Source organism: Rhodococcus sp. NPDC060176 (assembly GCF_042728675.1).
Lineage (GTDB): Bacteria > Actinomycetota > Actinomycetes > Mycobacteriales > Mycobacteriaceae > Rhodococcus_F.
Genome location: NZ_JBHWYS010000003.1, coordinates 829,839 through 849,122 on the forward strand (window position 1 = coordinate 829,839; position 19,284 = coordinate 849,122).

Below are 19,284 nucleotides of genomic sequence, written 5' to 3' on the forward strand. Positions count from 1 at the left end.
GGGGGAGTCGCATGATCGGACTTTTCTACGGTCTGGTTTTCATGAACTTGTTGTTCGTGACCAGCACCGTGTGTTTGATGAAGCCGTCGAAAGTCAGTGTCGTTGCGACCGCCTGTGCAGGGGTGGCCTGGCTGTTCTTCAATGGACCGCTGGAAGGTCAGGTCTTGTGGTCGTTGAACAGAGAACACGGTCTGACGGTCTCGGATCTGATGTCGCTTGTTGCCTTCGGCATCGCCGTCCGGGGATGGAATCAGGTTCGCAAAGTCCGTGAAACCGTCGACGCAGATCGTTTCTGACCTGCGCGCTCACCTGGATTGACCGCCACGATTCGGACAGATGTTTCGACCTGGAGCACAACAGTCGTCGAATCGGGCACAATTACTGGTTATGTGGTGGATTGTCGGTGGCGTACTACTCGTATGGGTCGTGTGTTCCATTCCGATTGCCATCCTGGTGGGGCGGGGTATCGCGCGTCGGGACCGCGCAGAATTCGACGGGCGAAATCAACAGTGGGCCGACGAGGTTGTCAGGTCGATCGAGAAGCAATCGGAGCAGGACAATGCCGATCGGCGTAAGCCACCACTGATCAGCTGACCAGCTGGACTTTTCCGGAGGTGAGTGGGCATGGAACTTCCATCCGATACTCCCGACGACGTCGTGGCCGCGGCCGCCGGCGGACCCAGGGTTCCGCAGTTCGATCCCACAGTGGGGATTCCGGTAGTTCCACCTGGGGGAGATGCTCCCCACCGGTTGGTGGTCATCGGCGATTCGCTGTCGCAGGGATTCCAGAGCGGGGCGATCTTCAATACCGATCTGTCGTATCCGGCGATCATTGCTCACCAGCTGGGCCGGCTCGACGAGTTCCGCTTTCCCCGTTACGGCGGCCCGGGCGGGCTTCCGCTCAACATCGAACTGTTGCTCCGCACCCTCGAGGAGCGCTTCGGCCCACGGCTCGACCTCTGGGAGGTTCCGCTCGCACTCTTCGCTGCGCGTGCCTTTATGGACCAGGTGGAGGACTACTGGGAACGCGGACCGGGCAGCGAAGCGCCGACGTTCTCGGCAATCAACCACAACCTCTCGGTGTACGGGTGGGATCTTCGTGACGCTCTGACCAAGACGGCGCAGGGCTGTGAGGACGCTCTTCACCAGCCGCACGACGATTTGATCAGCCAGATCGTCGAGAACAACGGTGAGCGCGCCGCACTGCGAGTTCTGCCGCGAGGCTCCGACGCCGAGAAACGAATGACCGCGTTCGACGCAGCAGCGGAGTTGGGTAAGGAAGGCATCGAAACTCTGATCGTCTTCCTCGGTGCCAACAACGCGCTCCGCACCGTCACCGAACTCCGAGTCGAGTGGAGCGGCAACAACTTCCGTGATCCGGACGGCAAGCGCGACTACACGGTGTGGCAACCCGAGCACTTCGCGTCGGAGTATGCCGAGGTACTCGCTGCGATTCGAAAGATCAACGCGCAGCACGTCATCCTCTGCACCGTCCCACACGTGACCATCGCACCGATCGCCCACGGGCTCGGTGGGAAGATCGAAATCGGATCCCGCTATTTCCCGTATTACGCGCGACCATGGGTGCGCGACACCGGCTTCGACCCACAACGCGATCAACACATCACCGGCGCGCAGGCATGGGCCGTCGACACCGCAATCGACATGTACAACGACGGAATCGAGCAGGCCGTCGCGAACGCCCGTCGGGTGGGGAAGGACTGGTACCTCTGCGATATTGCCGGGTTGCTCGAGCGCGTGGCCTCACGGCGCTACGTCACCGACGTCAATGCGCGGCCGTCATGGTGGACGCCGTACCCCCTCCCCAAAGCGCTGACCGACCTGCAACCCGTGCCGGACTCGCTGTTCCTCTCCGCCGACGGTCACGGTGGCCGCGCTTCGGGTGGACTCTTCTCGCTCGACGGCGTTCATCCCACGACAGTCGCGTACGGGGTGATGGCGCAAGAACTGGCGAACATCATGGTCACGGCCGGAGTCCAGTTCGACCGTGCTCAGGTCGATTTCGACCGTCTCGTCAGACGCGACACCTTGGTGCGCACTCCGCCACAGAATCTCGATTCCACACTCGGCGTCATCGGGTGGGCGGACGAGCATCTCGGCTTCGCCAAACGTGTCTTCGGCCTCTGAATTCAGCTTGCCTTCGACATCGTCGGTGCAACGATGCGTTCCGCGTACTCCCGCAAGAGCGCCACAAGTTCTGCGTCGTCCACGGAAAGTCTGCCGGTCGGACCTATCGCAGCCAAGGCGCCGACGACACACCTTTCCGCGTCGTGGATCGGGACGGCGACGGCGGAGCGTCCGACACGAATCTCGTCCACCTCACGGGCGGGCTCACCGCGCCGGATCCGCGAGAGCTCGAGTTCCAACGCGTCGCCGTCGGTGATGGTGTGAGCGGTGACCTTTCGCAGTGGGGTCTCGGCCAACTCGGGACGGTTGGCGAGGAGCAGCTTTCCGATAGCCGACGCGTGAACGGCGGTGACCAGTGTCCGTTCACCGCTGAGTTCGTGGTCGGGATCGCGATCGACGAGCCGAATTCTGTTTTCTGCAAACGACGCGAGATAGACGCCGAACCGCAGCTGCTCGCGGAGTTCTTCGAGGAGCACCGAATTGTCGACAGGTGTGGGTTCGGCGGCAGCTCCGGCTAATTCGCGGGTGCGTCGACCTAGTGCGAATCCGGAGAGATCGGCGATCCGGACCAGGTAGCCGTCGGCGACAAGAATGTTGAGTAACCGGTATGCAGTGGCGGGTGGAATATCGGCCAGAGCGGCAATGTCTTTGGCGGTGGCACCCGATCCGAGCCGGGCCGCCGCTTCGAGCAGGGCAAGGGCGCGCTGAACGGCTCGGGGTTCGTGCCCGCCGAGGTCGCGTGGTCGACCCACCATCAGCGGACGCCGGCAGTCGGCTCGCCCACCAGCACGATGTTTCCGGCTGCGTCGGTGGCGAACACCCCAGCTCCTGGTAGTACGTCCTCGGTTTCGGGACTGTCGAAGGCTCCGACGTGCAGCAGGCTTTTGGGGCTTCGGCGTCGCAGGTAGAACCGCCAGAGCGTGCCCGAGGTCAAGATGACCAGTACGGCGATCGGTGCCACGTACGCGTGGTCGATCGTGTTGGCGTAAACCAGGTATCCGAGAACTACCGCGCCGGCGCCACTTCCACACGACGCGGCCGCGAGAACGCCGGGGGTGTGCTCACCGATCCGTGTCAGGAAGACAACGGAAGCGATCGCCACCAGTGCATAGGCCACGATGACGGCGCCGCGAACAGTCAGTCGAACGTCGTCGAAGATTTCTCCTCGCCCGAGTACGGCAAAGGTTCCGCCGCCCAGCAGGACAGTGCAGACCACGGCGGTCAATGCGAAGTAGGGCGTGCGGAAGGCACTGTGAACCGAGGCGAACCGGCGGGGGAGTAAGCGCTCGACACCGAACGAATAGACCAGGCGTGACGCAGCATTGGACGACGCCATCGACGACGCCAGCCACGAGCAACCCAGACCGACGTTGAGGGCGATCACGACACCGGGGCTCACTCCCGTCGCCGTTCCGTGGAGATAGGCGTTGACGAGGGTGTCACTGCGTCCGGACCAAGCGGCCCAGCCGGCGAAGATGAAGAGCGATCCACAGATGATCGGAGTGAGCAGGACTGTGCGGGTGACGGTTACCAGCGGACGACGGGCCTCGGGGCCGAAGAAGGCCGCGCTCTCGAATCCGGCGAGAGCAAACACGGCAGCCAGAGCGGTGAGCAGTAGTCCGTGGCCGGAGGTGGGCGGAACGATCTGCGCTTGTTGACTTCCGGAACCGCCCAGGATCATGAGCCCGACGATGAACAGAAGGGAACAGCTTTCGACGACGAGGATCGCGAGCGCGGCGAATCTGACACTTCGCACGAGGGCACCGAGAATCAGCAAGGCTATCCCCAGATAGATCGCGATGACGTGAAAAGTCTTGTCCACGTGCACACCCGCGAAGCCGAGCAACGCGATTGCCGCCTGCCCGCCGTGATAGAGCGTCATGACCGCGCTGCCGACGTATTTGACCAGCATGGCGATGCCGGTGGTCAATGCTGCCCGGGTACCGAGGCCACGAAATACGAAGCTGTGCAGTCCGCCCGACGCCGCCATTCGGCGGGTGAACTGCGAAACACAGAACGCTATGAGCGTCACCAACACGGTGGCGGCGATGATGGTGATCATCCCGCTTAACAACCGGCCGTGCGTCAGCATGGTGACGGGCAGAACGACCATCGACACAGCGGGAGCAGTGGTCGCCACCGACTGGGCCAGCACCTCGGCACCGGAGAGTTGCCGACGGCCCAACGCGCGCAGCGGCGATCGCGCCGGGGGCTGCTTCTCGCGCGTGGTGAACGACCGCGCGATGGCTTCGGTGAGAGCGGACATGTCGCGTCACGCTAGTCCGGTTCTGTAACGCCGATATTGCGGACATGCTTCCGCTGATCGCACTCGGGTGAGAGAGCAAGATGCGAACGCTCGCACGTTTCTCACTCGGTCCCCACCGACTGTTTCCTGCGCGTCAAGTTCCGGACCCAACGCTCCTGAAGTCTGTGTTCAACACCAACCACCCGGGTCACCGGGAGCACACTGGGGAGCTCGAATGCCATACACACGTAGATCTTTCATGCGCAGCCTGGGAATCACCGGCGGCGCGGGCCTGGCACTCGGTGCTATGTCGTCCATCGGCCTGGCGCCGGCAGTGGCGTCGACGCCGAGACGATTCCAGGCACCCGCCGCGGGTGACCTGATCGGAAAGGTCAAGGGAAATCACTCTGTCGTGATCCTCGGCGGCGGACCCGCCGGGCTGTGCTCGGCCTACGAACTGCAGAAGGCCGGATACAAGGTCACTGTCCTCGAAGCGCGCAACCGCCCGGGTGGTCGGGTGTGGTCGATCCGCAACGGCACCGAAGAAACCGACCTGAACGGCGAGACACAGACCTGTACGTTCTCGGAGGGGCACTTCTACAACCTCGGTGCGACGCGTATTCCGCAGAATCACAACACCATCGACTACTGCCGCGAACTGGGCGTCGAATTGCAGATGTTCGGAAATCAGAATGCGAACACCTTCGTCAACTACTCCGGCAACAAGCCGCTCGCGAATCAGTCGATCACCTACCGAGCAGCCAAAGCCGACACATACGGATACATGTCCGAGCTACTGCAGAAGGCCACCAATCAGGGTGCCCTCGACCAGGTTCTGAGCAAGGAAGACAAGGAGGCGCTCTCGTCGTTCCTCACCGACTTCGGTGATCTCTCCAGCGACGGCCGCTACGTCGGTTCCTCGCGTCGCGGGCACTCTGCGGAACCGGGGGCCGGCCTCAACTTCGGAACCGAGATCGAACCCTTCGGGATGAGCGATGTGATCCAGGGCGGCATCGGGCGCGCATTCTCCTTCGAGTTCGGTTACGACCAGGCCATGACGATGATGACCCCCGTGGGCGGTATGGACCGGATCTACTACAAGTTCCAGGACGCGATCGGCATGGACAACATCGAGTTCGGCGCCGAGGTCAGCGGCATGAGGAACGTGCCGGAAGGCGTCACCGTCGATTACGTCGTCGACGGCAAAGCCAAGTCGATCACCGCCGACTACGCGATCTGCACGATCCCACCGCACTTGATCAAGCGGCTGAACAACAACCTGCCCTCCGACATCCTGCTCGCGTTGGATGCCGCCAAGCCGTCGTCGTCGGGCAAGCTCGGTATCGAGTACTCGCGTCGGTGGTGGGAGACCGAGGACCGCATCTACGGCGGCGCCTCCAATACCGACCGCGACATCTCTCAGATCATGTTCCCCTACGACCACTACAACTCCGACCGCGGCGTCGTCGTCGCGTACTACAGCTCGGGTAAGCGTCAACAGGCTTTCGAATCGCTGACCCACCGTCAGCGATTGGCGAAGGCCATCGCCGAAGGCGCAGAGATTCACGGCGACAAATACACTCGCGACATCTCGTCGTCCTTCTCCGGAAGCTGGCGGCGCACCAAGTATTCGGAATCCGCCTGGGCATCGTGGGCCGGCGCGGGAGATTCCCACGGCGGCATGGCAACTCCCGAATACACCAAGCTTCTCGATCCCGTCGACCGGATCTACTTCGCCGGCGATCACCTCTCCAACGCCATCGCCTGGCAGCACGGGGCCTTCACGTCCGCGCAGGACGTCGTCACTCATCTTCATCAGCGTGTTGCGCAAACCGCTTGACGTGCTTTGTTTTTCATCCCTTTCTCTGGAGGTCAGATCATGAAATCTCGCAGCACCAAGATCCTTGCGGCCGCATTTGCCGCCACCGCGCTGCTGGGTACCGCCACAGCCTGTTCATCCGATGAAGCGGACGCCGAGACCACATCGAGTTCGTTCGTCTCCAAGTCGGTCATCGAAGCGGGGCAGGCCAACCCGATGATCGCTCAGGGCGTCGCAATCGGCGGCGACACCGCGATCTACAAGACCAGCGGCATCGGTCCGTCGGCAGGCAACAAGGCGGCGCCGGAAGGATCCCCCGAGTCGTACATCGACGGCCAGTTCTCCGGCGGAATTCTGCCCGCCGGAGTGACTGTCACCGAGGCGCAGGGAATCAACGTCCTCAAGAGGATCCGCGACAATCTCGAAGCCCAGGGGTTGAGTCTCGAGGACGTCGTCACGATGCGCGTCTTCCTCGACAACGCACCGGGGTCGGACAAGGCCGACTACACCGGATGGAATCGCGCGTACCGCCAGTTCTTCGCCAATACCAATCTCGACACAGGCGACACGGAGTTGGTGCCGATGGGCACTGCCGAACCGATCGCCCCGATCGAGCGCAACAGCGCCCGGCCGACCCGCTTCGCCCTGGAGGTTGCGGGACTGCCGGTGGCCGGTTGGCTCGTCGAGGTAGAGGTCGACGCGGTGTACCCCGAGGGCAAGGAACCCGCCTGATGGGCGCGCTCAGCCCAACCCACTGGGCGATCGTCGCAGTAGTACTCGTAGTGCTGTTCGGTTCGAAGAAGCTGCCCGACGCCGCCCGCGGCCTCGGTCGGTCGATGCGGATCCTCAAGACCGAAGTCGGTGAACTGCATTCGGATACGGACCTTGCGCTGGAGAAGCGAGACTGACCCCTGTGCGCGGTTGAGGAGTCCCCACACTCCTCAACCGCGCACAGGTGGGGGTGCTGTGCAAAAGTGAAAGCGTGTCCCACACTCTGCTTGCCGCGATCTTCGCCATCGGTGCGGCGCTCTGCATCGCCGTTGGCACCGTTGTGCGCCAGCGCACGGCCGCTGTTGTCCCGGACGATTCGATCGGGGCACTCGGACCCATCACGACGCTCGTCCACAGCCCGGTCTGGTGGCTCGGCACCGTGGTCGGAATCGCGGGATATGCGCTGCAAGCGTCGGCCCTCGGCCTCGGATCGTTGCTCCTTGTTCAGCCGCTCCTCGTGCTCTCACTGCTGTTCGCACTACCGCTGGGCGCCCGGTTCAGTGGACGCCGTATCAGCGCTCGCGAGTGGTTGTGGGCCGCGGCACTCACCACATCTGTTGCAGTCTTGGTGATTGTGGGAGATCCGCGGCCGGGTGAGCCCCGAGCCGAAACACACCACTGGATCGTGATCTCCGCGATCGGATTGCCGTTCATCGCGCTCTGCCTGTTCGGGGCACATCGTCGAACAGGCTCCGCCCGCGCCCTCCTACTCGGTCTTGCCGGCGGGACGCTCTTCGGCGTAGCAGCGGTATTGACCAAGGGCGTCGTTCATCTCGTGAACCTCGGACCTCACGCGATCCTGACGTCTTTCGAGTTCTACGCACTGATCGTCGTTGCCGCCGTCGCGACGTCTTTGCAGCAGTCGGCTTTTCAGGCGGGGGACCTCCAGGCTTCGCTGCCGGCCACCACGATCATGGAACCGGTCGTGGCGTCGCTGCTCGGATTCGTGGTGCTCGGTGAATATCTCGATGCGGATCGAAAGGTCGCCGCCGTGCTCGTCCTCGCGCTCGCGGCCATGGCTGCGGCGACCATTGCCCTGGCGCGAGGGGCCGCGAACGACGACGCGAACGCAACCCCTCGTACGCCGGTCGGCTAGATCAGACCTTCGGAACGAGCCACCGACGGTGGTGACGGCGGACCCTTCACGAAGACGTCGATCAGCACGTCCTCGTCCTGGTACGACGCGAACTGTGCCAACCCCGGCGTCTGGCGCACAGCCGAATGAACGGCGTCACCGTTCTGCGGATACTCCGGTACGACGTGACGCCAGTGGGCGCACAGCAGAGTGCCGCCAGGCTCGAGATGCTCGACGACCTGCAGCATTGCCTCAACGAGTTTGTCGAAGGTCAGGTAGTAGCCGACCTCGCTGATGACGACGAGGTCGAAGGTCTCGCCGGGCCAGTCGTCGCCCAAAGCCCAGAGGCGGAATTCGGCGTCGCGACCGGCAAGCCGCGCACGAGCACCGTCGAGTGCGGCCGGGACGATGTCGGTCGCGAGAACGCTGTCGCAGCGCTCGGCCAATTTCTCGGTGAGAACCCCGATCGAGCACCCAGGTTCGAATGCACGACGGTATCGGGGTTTCGGGAGCATCGCGACACTGAGCGCGTATTTTCGCTGCTCGTACCAACGGGATTCGAAATCCCATGGATCAGATTGTGCGGCATACATCTTGGCGAAGTAATCCGCGGGAAGTTCACGATCGGTCATACGAACACCGTTTCGTACGGGCGCAGTAAGCGTTCCATCACGTGTCGGGGGAGTATGGGTGCATCCGCAGGGTGATCGGAGAGCGGTGCGATCTGTGATGTGAACTCTTGGGCAGCAGCAGATTTTGCGGCCTGAACATCAGACGGCAAGGTCACTCTTCTGACTCGTTCCCACGGGACTGCCGCATGATCCGGCGCGGCCCAATGCCAAGCCCAGATGGGATACTCGATCAACCGTGATCCCGTGTCCTCGCAAGCCTTCGCAGCTGCGTCCCCGGTGGATTCATGGTCCGGATGGCCGTCCCCACGCCACGTCGATGCGCACCAGGTTTCCGCCGATGAATCACCGAGAATCGAGCTGAGGCGGTCGGTCAACTCCTGCCGGTTCTCGCCGATCCTCCCGTCCGGGATACTCAGTCGAACGGGCGTAGGAATTCCGAGTACACGCGCTGCCTGATCCGACTCGGACCGTCGAAGTCGTTCCATCTCGGGCTGAGACACAGTCGGTGAGTCGGGATGTGAAGCTCCGCCGTCGGTGACGGACACCACTTGAACCTCGATTCCGGAAAGTGCTGCCAGAAGGGCGGTTCCACCCAGCCCCAGTACTTCGTCGTCGGGATGGGGAGCGACGACGATCAATCGTGAGCACCCGGTGAGATCCAGTTCCGGAAAACTGCGTCCCCACTCCCTCCACGTCGATTCGGGGGTGCCGCCGTCGTCGACAGACTTCTGCGCGAACAGTTTCGAGTTCACCACGGCCGTTTCCCCTTGGCCGCGATCCGGCCGAGTTCGGCGAGATCCTTCTCGGCGTGGCTCTGCCGCAAGTAGACGGTGAGGTCGGCTACCCGCGCGGCATGTTCGGCGTCCATGCAGAGCGGTGCGGCTCCGAGAGCGCGTCCGACCCGATCGAGGGTTTCCGTCGCGGCACGCTCCACGATTGCGCGAACGCGTAGGGCCCGTTGCATGGCTTCGGCATTCTGGTCAGCGGGATCTGCGTCGATCTCCGCTGCCGCGACTGCGAGAGCGTTGCGCGCCGCGGCCAACGCTGCGTCGACTGCGCCGAGATGTGCGAGGACGTACGGATCTTCGGTGCTTGCGGCCTTGTCGTACAACGGATCTGCGACTCCGCAGGCGCCGCCGTACCAGCATGCAGCCACGCCTATCGCCCCGTGCCAGAACCCAGGCCGGCTCAGGTAGTCGCCTGCCGTTCCGACCGGTATGGCCGGAACCATGTCGAAGTCGACTGCACTGGAGTCGCTTTCGGCCATACCGACGGCCTTCCACGAATCGGGAACCGGATGCACTCCAGGTAGTCCGAGTTCAACCGCGAAGAGAGAGGGGACTCCCTCGACTAAGGCGGTGATCAGTGCATGCGTGCAGGTGTTGGCGCCAGAACACCACAACTTGCGACCGGTGAGTGTCCAGATCCCCACGTGCTCAGACGCATTCACCACCGGTGTGGGTGGCTCGGCTGCCCACACGCCCCACAGCTGTCCCGGTTCGGGATCGGGTCCGTCGAGTTCGGTGAGTATCGCGACGGCGTCGGTGTGAGCCTCAGCCATCCGGCCGAGAACCACGTTCTCCCGTGTGAGCTCTGCGAGGGAGGTCCACCGTGCGGCCGTTGCGCCGCCGCCGGGCAGTGGCAAATACAGTCCGCCTGCATCCAAGAGTGTGTGTAGTCGTTTCATCGTGCCAGCTCCGCTTCTTCGTTATCGGCGGTCGTACCACCCAGGTTACGGATATGTCCGGCAAAGCCGCCCGGCGTTCGGCCGTCGAGGCGCGCAGACGTGGTGACCGCAATGTCTTCTGCCCACGCGATACACGCGCCCGCCGCGCTCAATCGTCGGACGAGATCGACGTCCTCGTCCTCCTCGAGATCGGAGAATCCTCCGACGCTCCAGTACATGTCAGCGCGAACACCGAGGTTGGCGCCGTGGATGTGACCGTGTCGACCATATGGATGTGCGTGGTACATACGTTCGTATCGCTCGCGGACGGACTGCGGCTGACCCTCCCAATCTGCGATGCGAACGGTTCCCGCAACCACGTCCGCGGTACGCGCATATTCCAATTGGCGCGCAATCCAGGTGGGTCCGACCACCGAATCGGCATCGGTGGTGGTGAACCACGCTGAAGGACCCAAATCTCGGCCGAACTCGGAGAAGCCCGTCGCTCGTGAGCGCCCGACGTTCTGGTGCTCGACGCGGAGCACATCCACGCCTTCGGGGATGACCCCCGCGGTTCCGTCCGAACAGTTGTCGAGGACGGCGACAACTCGGACGGGGACAACGCAAGCCGACGCCGCTGTTGCGAGTGCACGAAGGCAATTGGGAAGGTCTTCGGCTTCGTTGTGGGCGGGAACTACGACAAGAACCTGGTCGATTGGCACAGCGACGATCCTTTCCTCACCCTGGTACGGTCGGGTTTTCTTTCGTCCCGGTTCTCAACAGATAACCACATTTCAGACGAGTGCCGCCGCTCGACCGCCAGCAGTCGCGCAGGTCGAAACCTGTTTCGGTGAAACATCTCTGGATACGTTTGGGAGCTGAACCTTCGGGGTACAAAACGGGGTTTTGCGACTGTGTCTTCGGGTGCAAAACGGGGTTTTGCGACCGAAGAATCTTCAGAACCTGCGGTGGCGCACCGAATCGATGAGCATCCGTGCAACGTCGTGGAGTTTGACGTTGGTGTGCTGTGATTGCTGCACGAGTCGACTGAATGCTTCCTCGGCGTCGATACCGTGGACGGCGATCAGGACGCCCTTGGCCTGCTCGATCTCGGCCCGAGACTCCATGGCGCAGTGCAATTGTTCGATGTGCTCGTGTGCCTGACGCCAGCGTCGTGAATCCGCGATCGCCGCGCCCGCACCGGCGGTGAACAATTTCATCAACTCTTCGTCGAAGGCCTTGAACTCGGTCGATGCGAATCCGTAGACGTTGAAAGCGCCGAGAAGTTCGGCGCTCCCCTCGCCCATGGTGATCGGCACGGACAGATAGGACCGGACGCCTTGTTTGCGGGCCTCGACGGTGAATTCCGGCCATTCGGCTTCGTGATCACCCACCTTTGCCCGGACCGACGAGACTGAGCGTGCGGCGTCCACACACGGTCCACGATCGGCGGAGTGCTGGGCGTGGTCGATCGCGGAGAGATAGTCCGCGGTAGATGCAGCAGTTCGCGGGCCATCGGCCGACAACACGGTCACGCTGACTGCGTCGGCGTCCGGCAGTGCCTTGACCGCCGTCTCGGCCAGACGTTGGAGCATGGAGTCGAGGTGCTCGTCCGTGTTCAGATTGGACCGGAGTCCGGCAATCGCTTCGGCGAGAGTGTCGAGTGAATCTGCTGCGGAAGCAAACGCCGCGGCCCCTTGTGGAGTGTCCGCATTGCCTGTCATGACTCAGGTCTACTCCGCAAACTGCGGCGATGTAACCGTTCCAGGCTGCCGATGCTCCAATATTGCATGAAATTCGGGGTTCCGGGGTAGCCGCACGCAGCGATGCGCGATGTCGCCTGAAAAAGAGGAGCCGATGATGATCCTGCGTTTACCCGGTGTGTATCCACCGCAACATGACACGTCGTTACTCGCGGATGCACTGCTGTTCGAGCACCTCACTGCTCGCAGTCGCGTGCTGGATTTGTGCACCGGGACCGGCGCCCTCGCCGTCGCGGCATCTACGGCAGGTGCAGGCCACGTCGTCGCGGTCGACATATCTCGCCGAGCGTGCGCCAATGCTCGTCTCAACGGAATCCTCAACGGCACCTTGATCGATTCCCGTCGTGGCGATCTCACCGAGGCCGTGCACGGCGAACACTTCGATCTGGTGATCTCCAACCCTCCGTACGTCCCTGCACTTGCAGATGACCTCCCTACCACTGGAATCGAACGAGCTTGGGACGCAGGCAAGGACGGTCGCGCCCTCATCGACAGGATCGCGGCCACCGTTCACGACGTACTCGTCCCCGGCGGCACACTTCTTCTCCTGCAGTCGGTACTGTGCGGGGTCGACAAGACCGAGGCGATACTCGAGGAACACGGTATGGCCGTGGAGATTTCGGCCCGGAAGTACGTTCCGTTCGGGCCAGTGATGCGTGAGAGACGCACGATGCTCGAGGCGCGGGGGTTGATCACCACCGGTCAGGAAATCGAACAACTCGTGATCATTCGCGCAACGAAGTCTCACCCTTCTCCCAACTCGATGTGAGGTGTTCGCCGAGAAGGTCGTCGAACGCGAGGCAAGCTGCGGCGCCGAACAAGATGTCGCCGGCGCGGTGTGGCTGCGAAGAAGCAAGGCCGCCGGCAAGTTCGCGAACGGCAATCTGTTCGTGGACGGAATCCGCTTCGACATGCTCGTCGTAGAACAGGGTCGCGTGCGAACCGAATCCGAGTCGGCGCAGGCCGGCGCTGTAACGCTTGCTCGGCAGCGCCGACGTGGTCTCGACGGCGCACAGGTGCCCGACCAGGGTGCCGAGATGTCGGCGATGAAAACCGAAGAGCGAGAGAGCATTCAACGACGCCAAGGTCACGGCGGGAACGGCATCGATGTAGTGACCGTAGCGGTCCGAAAGGCCGACAGCCCGCATCGTGTCGGCAAACAGACGCGAATGCATACGCTCTGCGCGGCCGCCTCCGTACTCGTCGCTCTGCACTTCGACGAGGGCTGCCTTGACGGCACCGGAGAGCCGAGAAATTCCAAGGGTGTGCACATCCGCTTCGCGGAGCTGATTGAGCGAACGGTGAATCAGCACCTCCGCGAACTGATCGACCGTGGCGTCCTTCGCCATGTAGGACGCAAGACCGGGTCCGGCACTGGGCGCCGTCATCGCCCACAGGTCGGCCACCACGTCGCCAGACGACGGCACAGTCCCCACGAGTTGCGCGATGGCGGACTCGAAGTGCGTTTCGAGACGAGACCGCACCACGAGCAGGTCCGGATTCCACTCCCACTCGTCCGAGACGTTTTCTATTCCCTGCAGATGAAGCTCGTAGAGGAGCGTCAGCGTCAACTGGGCGTCGTCGTCTCGAAGAATGTCGTAGTTGTGGTCGGTGGAGCGTGCGTCTTCGAACGCGTCAGCGGCCGCCTTCAGCTCCCTCGGATCGGCGGAGGAGAGCAGAATGGAAACGAGAGTGGCGCTCAGTGGGCCGCGAGCCTGCGGAACAGGCATGGAAGTAGGCACGCCAGTGGCCGAATCGAGAAGTGAAGAGGACATATGACTGCGTTTCCCGAATCGTCATCTGCCGAAACACCGGATGGTTCCGGGTGCAACACCACCATAACCGCCTGCTCGGACGGACCGCTGCTGGTGCGTGGTGACTTCGAGTTGCTCCGCGACGACGGCACTCCGATAGAGAACAAGCGCTCTACGGTCGCTTTGTGCCGATGTGGACGGACCGCCATTGCGCCGTTCTGCGACAGCTCCCACAAGAAGAAGCGGGCGCGAGCGAGTTAACCGGTACCGAACTCGGCACGCGCCGGACCTGAAAACCAAGGAGACCCGGAAACCCAGGGGACCCAGAAACCAAGAAAAGGCTGGATGCCGGCACCGTGCGGTGCAGCGTCCAGCCTTTTCAGTCTGAATTCAGACTGGGATCGAACTCAGATGGCGCGAACGTTCTGAGCCTGGGGGCCCTTCTGGCCCTGTCCGATCTCGAACTCGACCTTCTGGCCCTCGTCGAGGGACTTGTAGCCGCTGCCCTGGATCTCCGAGTAGTGAACGAACACATCCGGTCCGCCACCTTCCTGCTCGATGAATCCGAAGCCCTTTTCACCGTTGAACCACTTGACACTGCCCTGAGCCATAACCAAATTCTCCTGGATCCATCGAGCCGAGCCCTCCCATCGAGAGTCCGGTCTCACACCTGATCCTGCCATGCTCTTCTTTTTCTGTCTCCAATTACATGCATGGCGAGTTGCAGTAATTGACGGGTTTGTCCCGTTCCGGGGCCGCGTCGGAAGCAGGTGATTGTTCAACTATGCGCGTTTACCTGCTGTGATGTATTCGTCGCTTCGATACAGCGCGAAATGACAACACCTGTGTTAAATCTGGATTCGCGGCGCAGAATGTCACCCCGATACTCAGGACGGGACCAAATACCCAACTCGATCGGGGTCGAGATCAGTCCGATTCGTCGGGTTTGGTGTGCCCGTCGAACGTCACGTGGATGTTCTCGTGGGGAACCGCGCGTTGTGCTTTTGCTTGATCGGCGAAGGTACGTCGATCGCCTTCGATGAGTTCGGTGTTGTCGGTGAACGGAGCCAACAACGCCCGCGGATGGAGTTTGTCGACTCGCACGACGTTGATTTCCGCGCACATGACGATCGAGGCGGCAGCGAGGAACAAGAAGGCCAGCAAACCCAGAACGATGGCAAAGACGCCGTTGGTGGTGGAGGCGCCCCGCACCACGGATGTCACGTAGAGGGCACCGAAGGACTGAAGTGCTTGCCAGAGAACAGCAGCGGCGATCGCACCAGGTGCCACATCGGCTACCGAGAGCGGGCGGGCACAGGTGAGCCGGAAAGCGACGATGAAGATGCCCGCATTCAAGACGACTACCGCGAGGGTCAGCAGGAAGCTGAACGAACCGCCCAGATGAAGCGCACCGCCGATGTTGGAGACAGCGGTGGTCCCCAAGATCGCGAGACCGATCGTGCCGAGGAGTAGTAGCCCTTGAAGACGCCCGCGGATGGGATCCGGTCGCATGTTTCGGGGCACCGACCACACCGTGTTCATCGCATTCTGGCAAGCCAGAGCGACACCGAGGCCACCGTAGAGACCACCGACGATTCCGATCACCAAACCCGTGACGCCGCCGCCGATCTGTTGCGCATTGCCCAGGTCGTCACCGATGACCGGGAACTGATGCAAGGCCGAGTCCAAGATCTGTTGCTGAAGTTCGGGGTTGTCCGACAGCACGAAGCCGAGAATGGTGGAGAGTAAGAGAAGCAGCGGAAACAGCGAGACGAAGCCGTAGTAAGCGATCAGCGCGGCGAGATAAACACCTTGATCGTCGAGGAACTTGTAGAGGACCGCTATAGGGAACCCCAGTGCCGGATGCTTCTGTTGCAAGGCATCGAGGCGCTTGGCGATTGTCATTCTCGGTCTCTCTCAGCTCGTCGGACAGCCCGACGAACCTTAGTCGCTGCGAGCGCACAGCGCTCGGCGCTCGACATGGGTGCCGGGCGTGCCGTCAGGAGGCTTCGAGCGACTTCTCGGCGTCGCGGAGCGCGCGCATGGCTCCCTCGACGGAGTTCGTAACCGGAAATTCTTCTTCGGCCCGCGCTGCCCGAAGCAAGCGTCGAAGTGGGTGCGACCCGATGACGGACCACTGGAAGTCGTGGGCTCGTGATCGGGAGTTCAGCTCGGCGAACAGTTCGAGGCATACCGCACCGACGAACAATGAATTGGAAAGGTCGAGGATGACGCGAGACCACTCCGCAGCGTACGAGCTGAGAAGCTCTTGCAGTGCGGGGGCGGAGAGTTTGTCGAGGTCGACATCGACCTGGATCAGGACTGTCGAGGGTGCTACCCGCCAGGCGGCAAAGCCTTGTGTTTCCACGATCGGACCCAATTGTGTTGAGGGATCGATGGAATCGATCGAAGTGTGGTCGAGTTCATTCAGATTCATGGCAGATCCGGTCTGTGTGCTTTCATCGAAAGGCTGACGACCGATCTGGCGGCGCGGAAAGTGAATGCGTCCAGGCGTGGAAAGCTGTAGAGCTCAATGGATATGCGCAGGGCAGACACGCGGAGAACGTACTCACCTGATCCAGAGCCTTGATGCGAACCGAGCGCCAGTGGCTTCAACCCCGGCTGTATTCTCAACCTCGGTACCGCTCAGTGTAGCTCGAGGGCGTAAATCGGTCCAGGTGTGGAGTCGAACATCAAGCAGTGCAATGTTTTTGGCTATACGCTTCGGTAGGGTGGGGGATCAGCGTCACCGGACGAAGGGATTCAGATGAACGACCGCGATGCACTTACGGCCATCTCGACCAAGCTCGACACGCTGATCGGAGCGGAGACCAACGGTCTGCGGGACGAGGTTCCGCCCGGTTCCAGTGTTCAGCGCACCGAGCAGGACGGGGAGCACGGAAGGTGGGGTCACGATTACCGCCTCGCCAACAAGTATCTCGAGGCCCTCGACATCGGTCAGCCCGGGCTCATCGACCGAGACGAGATGGAACGTCTTGCACAGGAGTACATCTGATCGCCGAGACGTACCGTCAGAAGATTTCGCCCATCTCGGTGCGTAGCTGCTTCAGCGTCTGAGTGAGGATTCTGGACACATGCATCTGGGAAAGACCGACCTTCTCGGCGATCTGAGACTGGGTGAGATGACCGAAGAATCTCAGAACGACGATCGTGCGCTCGCGCTCCGGCAATGCAAGGAGCGCGGGCCGCAATGTTTCGTGATTGTCGATCTGACTGATCGCTTCGTCGTACTGACCCAATGTGTCGATCAGAGTCAGTCCGCTCCCGTCGCCGGCGGATGCGGTGTCGAGCGGTGTGGTCCGATACGAGTTGCCGGCGGTCAGCCCTTGTTCGACCTCGTCCGGCTCGATGTCGAGTTCTTTCGCGAGTTCCGCGACGGTCGGAGCACGCCCGAGCGTCTGGGACAGCGACGTCAGCGCCCGGTTCAGGGCAAGGTGTCGTTCTTGAAGGCTTCGCGGGACACGCACGGACCAGCCATGATCGCGAAAATGCTTGCGTACCTCACCCATTACGGTCGGGACGGCGAACGACAGGAAATCCGATCCCTTTTCCACGTCGAATCGCTGCACGGCTTGTACCAACCCGACACGCGCAACTTGTTCCAAGTCCTCGAAAGGCTGGCCGCGCCCCTGGTAGCGGCGTGCGACGTGGGTGGCGAGCGGCAGGCACAATTCGATGATCGAGTTGGTGATCTTTTCTCGGGTCGGATCTTCAGGCGGAAGCGAAGCCATCGAAACGAACAATTCGACAGCTAGTTCGTACTGGTCCTTCTTGTCCGGTGGGACAGTGGTCACGCACGCTCCTGGAGCAAGCCCTTTTCAAGCGTCATCGTCAGCGTGATGTGACCGTCCGCGTCGATTTCCGACTGTTCCAAGCGGACGGAATCGACCAGTGCCTCGAGAACGAACCATCCGAAGCTGTGCGACTTGTCGGGAATCTCGGAGTGCGCAATCACTGAAACGACGGTCCGAAGTGTGCGACCGAACGTCTCGAAACGGCAGGTCAAGTCGCTGGACGGTATCGCATGGCCGATGAGGATACTCGCGACTTCGTCCATCGCCAGGGCAAGATCGGCTGTCCCGTCGACATCCAATCCGGTGTTGTTGGCGACCGTGCGGGTGATTCCACGCAGAGTCGGAAGTTGAGAGTACGACGCTCGGACGCGGAGCGAGGCAATGGAGTCGTGATTAAGTTCGGCTTCGGTCGAACTCGACAGAGGGATCAAGGGACTTCCTGTAGGTAGATGTGGCGGTATTCCGGCAGAACGAGGCAAGGACCGGTAGCGGCCATGCGTGCCGACCATCTCGACCCCAGAGGTGTTCATGCCCTTCGATTACCCTTCGCCCGGCGAACTAACCCTCTTTACTTGAACTAGAGGATGAATTGTGAGACACATCACCTGTGGTGCGCTCGTACCGAATCTCATCTTTCATTTGTGGCGCCTTCGGGTACTGCGACCTCATGGGCACACATTCGGACAGGCAGATCCCCGTACACATACGACCGGAAGGCGTCACGGATGATGCGGTGAAGGCGGCGGGGGTGCTGTCGAATGCCCTCGAAACCGTGGAGCGCGCGCGCGGCGCTCTGTACGACTTCCATCAGCTGATCGGGCACGCGGATTTGATGCTCGACGAGGTCGTCGAGCATCTGCGCACCAGCGGCAACGACGAACTGGCGGATCAAGTCGAGGACGAGTTGATGGGCCGGAACGTGGTCGAGGGGCGTTGGACTTTCCAACTGGTCGAGGAGTTCGACGAGAACTACTGGTCCTTCTTCCGCGAATGCGAGAAGGTGGTGCGCGACCGACTGGCGGGCGGAGTGCCGCATCTCTTCGAATCCGAGATGAAGGAGCGTCGACGCACGCATGGGCGTCGACACCACGAGGCGCGGCCCTGAGTTTCCGCTCTACGAGGTCTGTCCCCGAAGTTATTGCGCCGGTGGGCTCGATACAGCACTGACCAGTGGTCCAGTTCGCGCCTTACGCAACGATTCTCGTTCGGTGGCCGTCATCCCGCCCCAGATGCCGTGTGGTTCCCCGGTCTGGATGGCGTGCACCAGGCATCTCTGCACGACGGGGCACCTGGCACACACCAGCTTCGCCGAACTCTCGCGCTTCGCCCGCCTCGATCCGCGCTCGTTCGTGTCGTCGTAGAACAGAGCCGGGTCGGTGTCGCGGCAGGTGCCGGACAGTTGCCAATCCCACTCGTCGGCAAGGGGCCGCGGAGATGTGTAGGAGCGCATGAACATGGACGTTCCCTTCGCTGCGTGACGAACTCGACTCGGATCGCGGATCCAGGTCGGGTGTTAAGGCAAAGCTCGGTCCCGCCGGCCTGAACCGGCGGGACCTTCGAGGCTCCTCCCTCGAGAGGGAGGATTTCGGGGGTACC

Annotated in this window: 25 protein-coding genes; 11 read left to right on the forward strand and 14 right to left on the reverse strand. The window is 62.1% G+C overall.

Annotated features, from left to right (window positions below):
- Positions 1-11: 11 nt before the first annotated feature.
- From ACFWEM_RS18780 to ACFWEM_RS18790, 3 genes are all read left to right on the forward strand, one after another.
- Positions 12-296, forward strand: coding sequence for a hypothetical protein (locus tag ACFWEM_RS18780; protein WP_378535855.1), 285 nt, complete (start codon positions 12-14; stop codon positions 294-296).
- Between the two features lie 91 nt (positions 297-387).
- Positions 388-594, forward strand: coding sequence for a hypothetical protein (locus tag ACFWEM_RS18785; RefSeq protein WP_007726530.1), 207 nt, complete (start codon positions 388-390; stop codon positions 592-594).
- Positions 595-624: 30 nt separating this feature from the next.
- On the forward strand, positions 625-2,148 hold the full coding sequence (locus ACFWEM_RS18790) for a hypothetical protein (RefSeq protein ID WP_378535857.1): 1,524 nt from the start codon (positions 625-627) through the stop codon (positions 2,146-2,148).
- 2 nt (positions 2,149-2,150) lie between these two features.
- On the opposite strand, the gene ACFWEM_RS18795 is transcribed toward ACFWEM_RS18790, so the two are convergent.
- Positions 2,151-2,903 carry an IclR family transcriptional regulator gene (locus ACFWEM_RS18795; protein WP_378448649.1) on the reverse strand — a complete coding sequence of 251 codons (753 nt, stop codon included), beginning with the start codon at positions 2,901-2,903 and terminating at the stop codon, positions 2,151-2,153.
- Complete coding sequence (locus ACFWEM_RS18800) at positions 2,903-4,414, reverse strand: APC family permease (protein ID WP_378535859.1); 1,512 nt, start codon at positions 4,412-4,414, stop codon at positions 2,903-2,905. Before ACFWEM_RS18800 ends, ACFWEM_RS18795 begins: the two co-directional genes overlap by 1 nt.
- 238 nt (positions 4,415-4,652) lie before the next feature.
- On the opposite strand from ACFWEM_RS18800, the gene ACFWEM_RS18805 reads away from it, so the two are divergent.
- The 4 genes from ACFWEM_RS18805 to ACFWEM_RS18820 all read left to right on the forward strand — a co-directional run bounded on the left by ACFWEM_RS18805 (position 4,653) and on the right by ACFWEM_RS18820 (position 8,079).
- Positions 4,653-6,233, forward strand: a complete 1,581-nt coding sequence (locus tag ACFWEM_RS18805) for a flavin monoamine oxidase family protein (protein ID WP_378535861.1) — start codon at positions 4,653-4,655, stop codon at positions 6,231-6,233.
- A 39-nt stretch (positions 6,234-6,272) separates the two neighbouring features.
- Positions 6,273-6,944 (forward strand): Rid family hydrolase, encoded by a 672-nt coding sequence (locus tag ACFWEM_RS18810; protein ID WP_378535864.1) that lies wholly within the window; start codon positions 6,273-6,275, stop codon positions 6,942-6,944.
- Positions 6,944-7,120, forward strand: coding sequence for a Sec-independent protein translocase subunit TatA (gene tatA / locus ACFWEM_RS18815; RefSeq protein WP_019747480.1), 177 nt, complete (start codon positions 6,944-6,946; stop codon positions 7,118-7,120). The genes ACFWEM_RS18810 and tatA overlap by 1 nt, the downstream gene beginning before the upstream one ends.
- A 74-nt stretch (positions 7,121-7,194) precedes the next feature.
- Complete coding sequence (locus tag ACFWEM_RS18820) at positions 7,195-8,079, forward strand: DMT family transporter (RefSeq protein ID WP_378535866.1); 885 nt, start codon at positions 7,195-7,197, stop codon at positions 8,077-8,079.
- Here ACFWEM_RS18820 and ACFWEM_RS18825 read toward each other — a convergent pair.
- The 5 genes from ACFWEM_RS18825 to ACFWEM_RS18845 all read right to left on the reverse strand — a co-directional run bounded on the left by ACFWEM_RS18825 (position 8,076) and on the right by ACFWEM_RS18845 (position 12,080).
- Positions 8,076-8,690, reverse strand: coding sequence for a class I SAM-dependent DNA methyltransferase (locus tag ACFWEM_RS18825; protein WP_378535868.1), 615 nt, complete (start codon positions 8,688-8,690; stop codon positions 8,076-8,078). The two genes, ACFWEM_RS18820 and ACFWEM_RS18825, sit on opposite strands and share 4 nt — an antisense overlap.
- Positions 8,687-9,445: a PIG-L deacetylase family protein gene (locus ACFWEM_RS18830; RefSeq protein WP_378535870.1), complete on the reverse strand. Its 759-nt coding sequence runs from the start codon at positions 9,443-9,445 to the stop codon at positions 8,687-8,689. Before ACFWEM_RS18830 ends, ACFWEM_RS18825 begins: the two co-directional genes overlap by 4 nt.
- On the reverse strand, positions 9,439-10,377 hold the full coding sequence (locus ACFWEM_RS18835) for an acyl-CoA dehydrogenase (protein WP_378535872.1): 939 nt from the start codon (positions 10,375-10,377) through the stop codon (positions 9,439-9,441). The genes ACFWEM_RS18830 and ACFWEM_RS18835 overlap by 7 nt, the downstream gene beginning before the upstream one ends.
- On the reverse strand, positions 10,374-11,078 hold the full coding sequence (locus ACFWEM_RS18840) for a glycosyltransferase (protein ID WP_378535874.1): 705 nt from the start codon (positions 11,076-11,078) through the stop codon (positions 10,374-10,376). Before ACFWEM_RS18840 ends, ACFWEM_RS18835 begins: the two co-directional genes overlap by 4 nt.
- 234 nt (positions 11,079-11,312) lie before the next feature.
- Positions 11,313-12,080 carry an ANTAR domain-containing protein gene (locus ACFWEM_RS18845; RefSeq protein ID WP_378535876.1) on the reverse strand — a complete coding sequence of 256 codons (768 nt, stop codon included), beginning with the start codon at positions 12,078-12,080 and terminating at the stop codon, positions 11,313-11,315.
- Between the two features lie 109 nt (positions 12,081-12,189).
- Between ACFWEM_RS18845 and ACFWEM_RS18850 the strand changes: the two genes are divergently transcribed.
- Positions 12,190-12,888, forward strand: a complete 699-nt coding sequence (locus ACFWEM_RS18850; protein ID WP_378535878.1) for a HemK2/MTQ2 family protein methyltransferase — start codon at positions 12,190-12,192, stop codon at positions 12,886-12,888.
- Here ACFWEM_RS18850 and ACFWEM_RS18855 read toward each other — a convergent pair.
- Positions 12,845-13,894, reverse strand: a complete 1,050-nt coding sequence (locus tag ACFWEM_RS18855; RefSeq protein ID WP_378535880.1) for an iron-containing redox enzyme family protein — start codon at positions 13,892-13,894, stop codon at positions 12,845-12,847. The two genes, ACFWEM_RS18850 and ACFWEM_RS18855, sit on opposite strands and share 44 nt — an antisense overlap.
- On the opposite strand from ACFWEM_RS18855, the gene ACFWEM_RS18860 reads away from it, so the two are divergent.
- Positions 13,895-14,134: a CDGSH iron-sulfur domain-containing protein gene (locus ACFWEM_RS18860; RefSeq protein ID WP_378535882.1), complete on the forward strand. Its 240-nt coding sequence runs from the start codon at positions 13,895-13,897 to the stop codon at positions 14,132-14,134.
- A 146-nt stretch (positions 14,135-14,280) separates the two neighbouring features.
- Here ACFWEM_RS18860 and ACFWEM_RS18865 read toward each other — a convergent pair whose 3' ends face one another.
- From ACFWEM_RS18865 to ACFWEM_RS18875, 3 genes are all read right to left on the reverse strand, one after another.
- On the reverse strand, positions 14,281-14,484 hold the full coding sequence (locus ACFWEM_RS18865; protein ID WP_003943666.1) for a cold-shock protein: 204 nt from the start codon (positions 14,482-14,484) through the stop codon (positions 14,281-14,283).
- Positions 14,485-14,800: 316 nt separating this feature from the next.
- Entirely contained in the window at positions 14,801-15,778 is a 978-nt protein-coding gene (locus ACFWEM_RS18870; protein WP_378535884.1) for a YihY/virulence factor BrkB family protein, read from the reverse strand.
- A 94-nt stretch (positions 15,779-15,872) separates the two neighbouring features.
- Complete coding sequence (locus ACFWEM_RS18875; RefSeq protein ID WP_378535887.1) at positions 15,873-16,241, reverse strand: STAS domain-containing protein; 369 nt, start codon at positions 16,239-16,241, stop codon at positions 15,873-15,875.
- A gap of 399 nt (positions 16,242-16,640) precedes the next feature.
- Between ACFWEM_RS18875 and ACFWEM_RS18880 the strand changes: the two genes are divergently transcribed.
- Positions 16,641-16,889, forward strand: a complete 249-nt coding sequence (locus tag ACFWEM_RS18880; RefSeq protein ID WP_030535920.1) for a hypothetical protein — start codon at positions 16,641-16,643, stop codon at positions 16,887-16,889.
- A gap of 16 nt (positions 16,890-16,905) precedes the next feature.
- On the opposite strand, the gene ACFWEM_RS18885 is transcribed toward ACFWEM_RS18880, so the two are convergent.
- On the reverse strand, positions 16,906-17,688 hold the full coding sequence (locus tag ACFWEM_RS18885; RefSeq protein WP_378535889.1) for a SigB/SigF/SigG family RNA polymerase sigma factor: 783 nt from the start codon (positions 17,686-17,688) through the stop codon (positions 16,906-16,908).
- Complete coding sequence (locus ACFWEM_RS18890; RefSeq protein WP_378535891.1) at positions 17,685-18,218, reverse strand: ATP-binding protein; 534 nt, start codon at positions 18,216-18,218, stop codon at positions 17,685-17,687. The genes ACFWEM_RS18885 and ACFWEM_RS18890 overlap by 4 nt, the downstream gene beginning before the upstream one ends.
- A 137-nt stretch (positions 18,219-18,355) precedes the next feature.
- On the opposite strand from ACFWEM_RS18890, the gene ACFWEM_RS18895 reads away from it, so the two are divergent.
- Positions 18,356-18,793, forward strand: a complete 438-nt coding sequence (locus ACFWEM_RS18895; protein WP_378535893.1) for a hypothetical protein — start codon at positions 18,356-18,358, stop codon at positions 18,791-18,793.
- 30 nt (positions 18,794-18,823) lie between these two features.
- On the opposite strand, the gene ACFWEM_RS18900 is transcribed toward ACFWEM_RS18895, so the two are convergent.
- On the reverse strand, positions 18,824-19,144 hold the full coding sequence (locus ACFWEM_RS18900) for a WhiB family transcriptional regulator (RefSeq protein WP_378535895.1): 321 nt from the start codon (positions 19,142-19,144) through the stop codon (positions 18,824-18,826).
- Positions 19,145-19,284 lie beyond the last annotated feature (140 nt).